The following is a 9005-nucleotide window of genomic DNA, read 5'->3' on the forward strand; positions in this document are numbered from 1 at the left end:
AGACGATCCCCAGTGCCGGGGGCGACATCGAATGTGCACGTCGCCAGTCTTCCTTCAAAACGTGACGTTTGGCCAGCATCCCAAGAGGCGACGGCTGTCGCATCTGAGGTGTAGACAGATACGGATGCGGGAAGAGCCTCGGGTGCGAAGGATGCTGGCGCGGTCGCTGAAGTGCTTAGTGCCGTCTATGACGGCCTACCCTTTGCGGGTTCTACTATGGCTTCAGGCCAGGACGAAACCCGCCCATGGCGCCGGATGCATTTCATACAGCGATCATGAGCCAACGTGTGAGTTGGGTACTCGATGCCGACCACGTATCCTGCAACTATCAAACTATGCCTGCGGGCGGGTGCCGCGGTGGACCGACTTGTTCATCACGCAACGATCATTCGAAATGAACGTCGAAAGCTATCGACGACGTTCCACCCATGGGGGTCAAACGCCGGCGCGGCAGGCCAGCCTCATTCGCGACAATCAAAGGCACCGCACGGTTAGTCGCGGAGCGGCAATCAGACCCACGATGAAGCTCTTGCCAGCGACAATCAACATGATAACTTCATCCCGACCGCGACATGAGAATCTCATCCAGATTGTCGCGCGCGTCTCATCCTGATCGCCGCCCCATAGGTCGCATAACTATCAGGCGCGCAACGGGTTCTGTCAGCAGCTACACCGCAATGGTTCCGTTGCCTGAGGCGGCGAAATCAGAAAGGCCGGCGGAAAGATTGGTTGGAATCGGAAATTCTGACGGCACCCTTCACGCTGCATGTCCAACACATCACTCGAACTGCTTAAATGAAGGCCAATTTTAGCGGGCTCCGCATGGCAAGCGGCAAGCTGGCGAGCCTCTCAAGCCATGTGCCGGCCTTGTAACCGGTGTTCTGCTCCCACATTGCTCGCTGTCGCCTGATCTGTGATCGACGTTCCATGGACGAGCGACAAGGAGTTTCTCCATGGAGACTACGTTGGAGGTTCTCACGACGCGGCGGGGCCGACGTGAGGTTCATCGCCAATGGCCTGACGAGGTCAAGGCAAGGATCGTTTCGGAGAGCTTTCGACCGGGCGTGACGGTGAACGAAGTGGCGGAACGCTACGGTCTGAAGGCCAACCATCTGTCATCCTGGCGAACACTGGCGCGGCGGGGCAAGTTGGTTTTGCCTGAGCCGGAGGACGTAGTCGAATTCGCGGCCATGGTTGTCGAGACTCCCGCGCCGGAGCCGCCAGCCGCCAAGCAGACCTCCCGTGCCGAGATCGTCGTCGGTGCGGTCACCATCCGTCTTGAGGAAGGAGCATCTGCCACCCGGATCGCCGTTATCGCGCGTGTCCTGGCGGCCACGGCATGATCTTTCCATCGAACCGCGTACGGATCATGGTGGCGACCAAACCCGTGGATTTCCGCAAGGGGCATGACGGCTTGGCGGGACTGGTGAAGAACGAGCTGCACAAGGACCCGTTCACCGGAACGGTCTTCGTGTTCCGGTCGCGCAAGGCAGATCGGCTGAAGCTGATCTACTGGGATGGCTCCGGTATCGTCCTGGCCTACAAGAGGCTGGAAGAGCACACCTTCACCTGGCCCGGTATCAAGGATGGACTGATGACGCTGACCCACGCCCAGTTCGAAGCCCTGTTTGCAGGCCTCGATTGGCGGCGGGTTCATGCCGTCAAGACGAGAACGCCGGAGACCATCGAATAGCTGCGGCACGATGACTCAGGACGGCTAATTCCAAAGGCAAATGGGTGCGGGATTTGCTAGGTTCCGGCCATGCTGAACACCGCCGATCTTCCCGATGATGTGGCTGCCCTGAAGGCGATGCTGATCGCAGCCAAGGCACGCGAGGCAGGCAAAGACGCCCAGATGGCCCGCAAGGACGAGCGGATCGAGCGGCTTGAGAAGCTGGTCGCGGCCTTCAGGCAGGCAGCTTTCGGGCGCAAGTCCGAGAAGAGTGATCCTGACCAGTTCGATCTGGCACTAGAAGACTTGGAAACGGCCATGGCATCAATTCATGCCGAGGATGAGGCGGATACTCCTACCGGGAATAGGGCCATCAGGCCGCGCGCGATCAATCGGGGCTCCCTTCCAAAGCATCTTCCTCGTGTCGAAGAAGCGATCGAGCCGGAAAGCCTGATCTGCGCCTGCGGCGGTTGCCTGCATTGCATTGGCGAGGATGTCTCCGAGCGACTGGATATAGTCCCGGCGCAGTTCCGCGTCATCGTCACACGCCGCCCCAAATATGCGTGCCGTGCCTGCACCGACGGCGTTGCGCAGGCTCCGGCTCCGGCACGACTGATCCAAGCCGGCTTGCCGACGGAGGCGACCATCGCGCATGTGCTGGTGTCCAAATACGCCGACCATTTGCCGCTCTACCGGCAGGCTCAGATCATGAGCCGCCAGGGCATCGATCTCGACCGCTCCACGCTTGCCGATTGGGTCGGTCGGGCAGCTTTCGAACTGCGTCCGGTCTTCGACGCCTTGATTGCCGACCTGAAGCGCTCCACGAAGCTGTTCATGGATGAGACCCGTGCGCCAGTGCTTGATCCCGGTTCCCGTAAAACCAAGATCGGGTACTTCTGGGCGCTTGCTCGTGATGATCGACCCTGGGGCGGTGGTGGTCCACCAGGAGTCGCCTTCACCTACGCGCCCGGCCGTGGCGGGCAGCATGCTGAACGGATATTGCAGGGGTTCGCGGGCGTCCTTCAGGTTGACGGCTACGCCGGATATAATCGCCTGACTGCACCGGACCGCGTCGGTCCCAACATTCAGCTCGCCTATTGTTGGGCGCATGCGCGGCGCAAGCTGGTCGAGATCACCCGTACTGGCACAGCGCCCATTGCTGAGGAAGGCGTCAGGCGCATTGGTGAACTTTATCGCATCGAAGCTGAGTTGCGCGGTCTCAATCCCGAAGCTCGCCTTGCGGGAAGGCAAGAACGATCAGCACCGCTGATCGCGGACATGCGGACCTGGCTCACTCATCATCGTGCGCGTGTTGCTGGCAAGTCGCCACTTGGCGAGGCTCTCAACTATATTGCCAAATACTGGGATGGCCTGTGCATCTTTGTGGCTGACGGCCGCATCGAGATCGACAACAACAGTGTCGAGAGAACCATCCGACCGATAGCAATGCCCCGTTCATTCTGCCCATGTCGGCGATGAAGTCGAGGTTCACTATCGCTGGCATCCGTATTTTGGCCAGAGGGTTTCAATTCGCCGCGTCGAAGAACGAGCGACGGGTCGGTTTCTGAAGGTTTTGGGGCCGACAGGTGTCGTGGTCTCGATTTCGGGCTGGATGATTGATCCTGTGGTGTGCGGCGTCATGACCATGGGTCTTGCACGTGTCGATCTTGCGGCGCTGATCGAACTGAACAGGCTGGTCACCGGCGGCGACAAGCCTGCACTCTTCCGAGGTGGACGTAGAATCACTCAGGAGGAAGACGATGAGATCCCGCAATACGCTGGTGCCGGCGTCACGCCGGCAGCTCGACCTGATATTCAAACCTCGGACGCTCGACGGAGTGAGCGACAAGGACCGCAAGAAGGCGGTAGCAACTCTGGCTTGCCTGCTGATGCAGGCGGCCGGTCTGGTCGTCGAGGAGCTCAACGATGACCAGCACTGATTTGATTCCGACAGCGCTGCTCGCGCGCAAGGCCGTCGTTTATGTGCGGCAATCCACGCAGTCGCAGGTTATAACCAATCTGGAAAGCCAGCGACGGCAGTATGATCTTGTTGACATTGCGCGACAACGCGGCTTCAGCGACGTCGAGGTGATCGACGACGACCTGGGTCGCTCTGCCAGCGGAACGGTCGCGCGCCCCGGCTTCGATCGTCTTGTCGCCCTACTGTGCGCCGGCAAAGTTGGTGCCGTTTTCTGCTTCGACGCCTCACGGCTCGCACGCAACGGCCGCGACTGGCACCATCTGCTCGAACTATGCGGCCTCGTTGAAGCCCGCGTCATAGACCACGACGGCGTCTACAATCCGTGCCGGCCCAACGACCGTCTGTTATTAGGCATGAAGGGAAGTATCAGCGAGTTCGAATTGGGCGTGCTGAGAGCCCGCATGCTCGATGCCGCCAGATCCAAAGCGCGCCGTGGCGAATTGCGACTTTCCGTTCCGTTCGGCTACATCTGGCATCGCGAGGCCGGGCTCGGGCTCGATCCTGATCTGCGTCTGCAAGAGGTAATCCGATCCATCTTCACCCGCTTCCACGAGCTTGGAAGCGCGCGCCAGGTGCTGCTGTCGATGACGAAAGATCAGATTCACTTCCCTCGGCCCAGGGATGAAGGGCGCATGACCAACTTCGTATGGATCCCAGTCCGTTATCGCAATGTGATCGGCATCCTCAAAAACCCTTTCTACGCCGGCGTTTACGTCTATGGGAAGAGCGAGAAGCGGACTGCCATCGTCGATGGACGAGCTCGGCGCAGTTACGGGCACGGCAAGCCCGTCGGTACCTGGGAGGTGATGATCCGGGACCATCACGAAGGTTACATCAGTTGGGACGAATACGAGCGTAACCAACAGCAACTGGCGCTCAATAATTATGGCCGCTCGGGTGGGACTAAATCGGGCCGTGGCGGCAAAGCATTATTATCGGGTCTCCTAACTTGCGGACGGTGTGGGCGGCGGCTGAGTGTTGCCTATACGGGCAATCCGCAAAGCCCTGTCTATCGTTGCTACAAACAGAATCTGATGATGGGCTTGCCCCGTTGCATGACGTTCGGCGGCTCGAAGGTCGATGCGGCGGTTGCGCGCGAGTTGTTGCGCGCGGTAGAACCATTAGCGATCGAGGCGACTTTTGAAGCAGAGCGGATGCATCGGGAGCGACAGGAAGACCAGCGCCACATTCACGATTTGGAGCGACAACAGGCCCGCTACGAGGCTAGCCTCGCCGAGCGCCGCTATGCGGCATGCGATCCCGACAACCGCCTGATAGCTGCACAGCTTGAGAAGAATTGGGAAACGGCGCTACGCCGCGTCCGTGATCTGGAAGTGCGCAGGCCTGCCGAAAGTCCTTCAACCATCGAAGTTGACCCAGGCACTTTCGCAAACCTCGCCGACAATCTGCAGGCGGCCTGGGAGTCGCCGGATGTCACCATGCGCGTGCGCCAGCAACTGCTGCGTACATTGATCGCCGACATCGTTGTCGATGTTGATGATGAGGTGCGCGACGTGGTGCTGACCATCCACTGGAAAGGCGGTCAGCATTCGGAGCTCAAGGTTCGCAAGCCCCAGACGGGGGAACACGGGTGCGCCACAACGGAAGATGCTTTGGCAGTGATGCGGAGCATGGCAGGACGCTGGTCCGATGAACATATCGCCGCCTCGCTCAATCGAATGGGAATGCCCACGGGGCAAGGAAAAACCTGGACCGCACACCGGGTCGCTTCTGTAAGGCGCGTCCGCGCGATCCACGCGTACAAATCAGCCGGCAAAGATGGCGAATGGCTGACCATGACAGAAGCTGCGGCGGTTTTGGGCGTGACCAACCACCGAATACGCCACCTGATCAACACGAACGTGTTGTCTGCCGAGCAGGTGGTTCCCGGCGCGCCGTATCAAATCCGGGCCAGCGACCTGACTTCGGCGACCGTCCAAGCCGCGATAGCCCGAAAGGGCCGCCCGTGTCGCATTCCCGACACGGAGACGCTTCCAATGTTTACAGATACTTAAAGAGGGAGTGCACAATGACTCAGGTCCGGCGCTAAACCGGAAGAATGCTCTCTTCGCTGGTCATCACACCGGAGCTGAGAATTGGGCGACCATCGCCTCGCTGATCGAGACGTGCAAGCTCAATGCCGTCGATCCGTTTGCGTATTTGACCAGCACGCTCACCGCCATCGTTAACGGCCACAAGCAGAGCCAGATTGAGGGTCTCCTGCCGTGGAATTACCCGGCAGGGTGATAGGTGCGTAAAGGCGTCTGTCGGCCCGCAGCGATCATTCAAAAATCTAAAGTATATGGTCCTTGGTCTTGATGTCGCCGCCTATGCATATGCAAGCTGCTCGGTGAAGACTGCAACAGATGTTTTACGGCTGGATGCGATGCTGAGCCGTTAAGTGATCTCTTACTGGAATCGCTTAATAGTGTGCTTCCATCTCGGAGCGCCTCGTCTGATCAATGCCGTATACTCGAAGGACGCTCATTGCCTCATTGGTTTCGCTTCCGCTCATGGGATGCCAGGGCGAGAGTGCAACGGTCCGTTTTAAGGTGATCGCTTTGGCCACTGTCGACGGGCGGCCGGTCGAAAGTTCATCAGTCATGGAAGTTTCCTATTCGAAGGTGACACAGAGTCTGATCGGCAATGGGGGCACCACGCGGCTTTACGGCGAGGCTTTGATCTTCGATCTTGGGGGCAAAGGCACCGTATATATCCTGCCGATCCGCAGGCCTCCAAGCGGTAGCATAATTTACAATATTTATGAATTTAACGTACTGCGTACGTTCGGTGTTAAGAACAGCGTTGGAAGTTTGGCACCCGCTGACTTCGATACACTGCGGATCGCCAAAGGTCGTCGACCGTATAATGTTGACAACAGTCAGCTACCCACCTTTGTCGCCTTTGCCGATAAAGGGAATCCTAAACGGTTTACGAGATCGATCCCGCAAAGCTAGGGACGCGCTTCCCTGGTGTAGTTTTTAAGCGGCTTGATATTGAAATCACCGATGAGCCCTTGACTGCGAAGTTGAGAACGCGGCTGCCTTGGCTTAATTCATCTAAGCGTGTCTTCCAGAGTGATCCACCTGGACATCTACGGCCTATCGGCGAAAGGCCGGCCGATCGGCTTTGTGCTAACTAAGGATGATTTTTTTGGAGCTGGTAGCAGATGAGCCGCGACCAAGTAATGATTTCGATCTCACGTCATTCAGTGGTCAACGGGCAGCATAACTGCAATCGGCGCGAAGCTCCGTCTCGAACATGGCGACGCTATTCGAAACGGCATAAACCTAGTGGTCAAGGTGCGAGAGGGAGAGCGCTTACGCCGGCCTGATGGTCGAGTGCAGACGATTGTCGGCAGGCCGTCGCCATATAGCGTTCGGCCATGCCTTGAGGGCATGATTGGATCTGGGTTTAGCATGCTGGGCGGCGGCCGGCAGGCATTAGGATCGAGGTTCCAAATTTGATTTCCGGAGGACCGGCATCGATGTACCCAAGACGGAACCAGCCGCGCGATGACGATTCTCGCGAAGTAAGTGGGTGGATCGAAGACGTGACCGGAGCTTTCGAGACGGACGCCTGGATCGACGACTACTATTCAGAGAGCCGAGAGATGGAACAGGATCCGACCGACTTGCGCCTCGGTTCGCACGATAGTGACGCCGGCGACCGTGTGCCGCGTCGCAGTTCCGTGGGCGGTTCGATGCGAGTGACGCCGCAGTCGCTGGCGCCGGAGAGGGGTTCGGGGCAGCAAGACGTCGATGCCGCAACGGAGACTCACGTGGCCTCAACCAAGGTTCGCAAGCGTGGTCGCCCCGCCGACCGAGACATGCATCCTGATGACGAGACCCGTATCAACCAGTTCGCGGAAGCAGTCCGAAACTACGAAATTCTACCCGACGGTAGCATCGGCCGAGGGGACGGAAGGGTTCCCGAGGCTACCGTCGAGAACAATTTAGGGATTCTTAGGAGGTTCGCTCGTTGGCTCCGAGCAGCAAACAGAGATTCGATGGCTTCTCGGTTTTTAAACGATCCAGATTCACTAGCCGTTGATATCGCGGATTATTGGGCAAGCGGTGAGGACGATCAGAACCGTCTTAACTCAGCGCTGTCTCATTTCAGGAGGCTCGGACCTGAGGGGCAAGAACTCCAAGCCGTTGGAGCTGGGCCGCGCCTGATGGGCCGCCGAATTCATGATCCCTATCCCGATGACGCCCGCGTCATTGATAGCTTGGCCAAGGAAGAGCTGAGTAAGTTCGGACCGGTCTCGATTTCTCAGAAAAATGCCAGTAACCAACGAAAGTTTAGCGATTGGCTCAAAAGGGAGGGTAGGGGGAGCATAGTCAGCCGACTCACGGGTACTGATCAGCAGCAACGGTCGTTGCAGGAGGATTTTAGGAAATTTACCGAGGCCGAGGGAAAAGTGGTCGTGAGTTTCGATCGGCTGCGGCAGTATCTAGGCGCCGAGTCGCAGTTGAAACAGCATCATCCTTATCCCGACGACGCCCTCATGATTGATGGCTTGGCCAACGAAGAGCTGAGCAAGCTCGGACCGGACTCGACTTCCAAGAGGAAAGTTGTCCAGAATATGGCGATAAATCAACGGAGGTTTAGTGATTGGCTCCAAAAGAATGGTCGGGGGAGCATAAGCAGTCGCCTGACTGGCAGTGATGAGCAGCAACGGTCGTTGAAGGACGATTTTAGGGAATTTACTACTAACGTTGAAGTAAAAATAAGCGTGGGTTTCGATCGGCTGCGACAGTATCTAGGCGCTGAGTCGCAGTTGAAACAGCATGATCCTTATCCCGACGACACCCGCATGATTGATGGCTTCGCCAATGAAGAGCTGAGCAAGCTCGGACCGGACTCGACTTCCAAGAGGAAAGGCGTCTTGAATCTGGCCAGCAATCAACGGAGGTTTAGTAATTGGCTCCGAAAGAATGGTCGGGGGAGCATAAGCAGTCGCCTGACTGGCAGTGATGAGCAGCAACGGTCGTTGAAGGACGATTTTAGGGAATTTACTACTAACGTTGAAGTAAAAATAAACGTGAGTCTCGATCGGCTGCGGCAGTATCTAGGCGCTGAGTCGCAGTTGAAACAGCATGATCCCCATCCCGACGACGCCCTCATGATTGATAGCTTCGCCAACGAAGAGCTGAGTAAGCTCCGACCGGACTCGACTTCGCAGAGGAGAGTCGTCTGGAGACTGGCCAGCAATCAACGAAAGTTTAGTGATTGGCTGCAAACCAGGGGTAGGGAGAGCATAGCGAGCCGGCTCAACGGCAGTGATCAGCAGCAATGGTCGTTGAAAAAAGATTACCAAGACTTCACCGAAGACATGGGAAAACACAC

6 protein-coding genes and 4 pseudogenes are annotated in these 9005 nt (G+C 57.8%); 9 read left to right on the forward strand and 1 reads right to left on the reverse strand.

Going from position 1 to position 9005, the window contains the following annotated elements; genetic code table 11:
- Positions 1–351: 351 nt before the first annotated feature.
- From PH551_RS33115 to PH551_RS32280, 7 genes and pseudogenes are all read left to right on the forward strand, one after another.
- Positions 352–576 (forward strand): annotated as a pseudogene (locus tag PH551_RS33115) (hypothetical protein); the annotation flags it as partial.
- 377 nt (positions 577–953) lie between these two features.
- A complete protein-coding gene (tnpA, locus tag PH551_RS32255) occupies positions 954–1343 on the forward strand; it encodes an IS66-like element accessory protein TnpA (protein ID WP_004675971.1) in 390 nt (129 codons plus the stop codon).
- Entirely contained in the window at positions 1340–1693 is a 354-nt protein-coding gene (gene tnpB / locus PH551_RS32260; protein ID WP_018247174.1) for an IS66 family insertion sequence element accessory protein TnpB, read from the forward strand. The genes tnpA and tnpB overlap by 4 nt, the downstream gene beginning before the upstream one ends.
- Before the next feature lie 69 nt (positions 1694–1762).
- Positions 1763–3127: pseudogene (gene tnpC, locus PH551_RS32265) on the forward strand (IS66 family transposase); the annotation flags it as partial.
- A 305-nt stretch (positions 3128–3432) separates the two neighbouring features.
- Positions 3433–3612: a hypothetical protein gene (locus PH551_RS32270; protein ID WP_004675974.1), complete on the forward strand. Its 180-nt coding sequence runs from the start codon at positions 3433–3435 to the stop codon at positions 3610–3612.
- Complete coding sequence (locus PH551_RS32275; protein ID WP_004675975.1) at positions 3599–5668, forward strand: recombinase family protein; 2070 nt, start codon at positions 3599–3601, stop codon at positions 5666–5668. Before PH551_RS32270 ends, PH551_RS32275 begins: the two co-directional genes overlap by 14 nt.
- A 28-nt stretch (positions 5669–5696) precedes the next feature.
- Positions 5697–5900, forward strand: a pseudogene (locus tag PH551_RS32280) (transposase domain-containing protein); the annotation flags it as partial.
- 175 nt (positions 5901–6075) lie between these two features.
- Here the strand turns inward: PH551_RS32280 and PH551_RS32285 are convergent.
- The gene (locus PH551_RS32285) at positions 6076–6258 is read right to left on the reverse strand and encodes a hypothetical protein (RefSeq protein ID WP_004675977.1); all 183 of its coding nucleotides are present in this window, start codon (positions 6256–6258) and stop codon (positions 6076–6078) included.
- On the opposite strand from PH551_RS32285, the gene PH551_RS32290 reads away from it, so the two are divergent.
- Complete coding sequence (locus tag PH551_RS32290) at positions 6257–6610, forward strand: hypothetical protein (protein ID WP_018247177.1); 354 nt, start codon at positions 6257–6259, stop codon at positions 6608–6610. The genes PH551_RS32285 and PH551_RS32290 overlap by 2 nt on opposite strands.
- A 596-nt stretch (positions 6611–7206) precedes the next feature.
- A pseudogene (locus tag PH551_RS32295) lies at positions 7207–9005 on the forward strand (Ulp1 family isopeptidase); the annotation flags it as partial.

Origin of the sequence: Rhizobium atlanticum (genome assembly GCF_030182485.1) — a bacterium.
Classification (GTDB): Bacteria; Pseudomonadota; Alphaproteobacteria; order Rhizobiales; family Rhizobiaceae; genus Rhizobium.

What these genes read in the sequence shown, in the direction of transcription:
- tnpA (WP_004675971.1), top strand. Translation starts at nt 954, where the DNA reads ATGGAGACTACGTTGGAGGTTCTCACGACGCGGCGGGGCCGACGTGAG.
- tnpB (WP_018247174.1), top strand. Translation starts at nt 1,340, where the DNA reads ATGATCTTTCCATCGAACCGCGTACGGATCATGGTGGCGACCAAACCC.
- PH551_RS32270 (WP_004675974.1), top strand. Translation starts at nt 3,433, where the DNA reads ATGAGATCCCGCAATACGCTGGTGCCGGCGTCACGCCGGCAGCTCGAC.
- PH551_RS32275 (WP_004675975.1), top strand. Translation starts at nt 3,599, where the DNA reads ATGACCAGCACTGATTTGATTCCGACAGCGCTGCTCGCGCGCAAGGCC.
- PH551_RS32290 (WP_018247177.1), top strand. Translation starts at nt 6,257, where the DNA reads ATGGAAGTTTCCTATTCGAAGGTGACACAGAGTCTGATCGGCAATGGG.
- PH551_RS32285 (WP_004675977.1), bottom strand. Translation starts at nt 6,258, where the DNA reads ATGACTGATGAACTTTCGACCGGCCGCCCGTCGACAGTGGCCAAAGCG.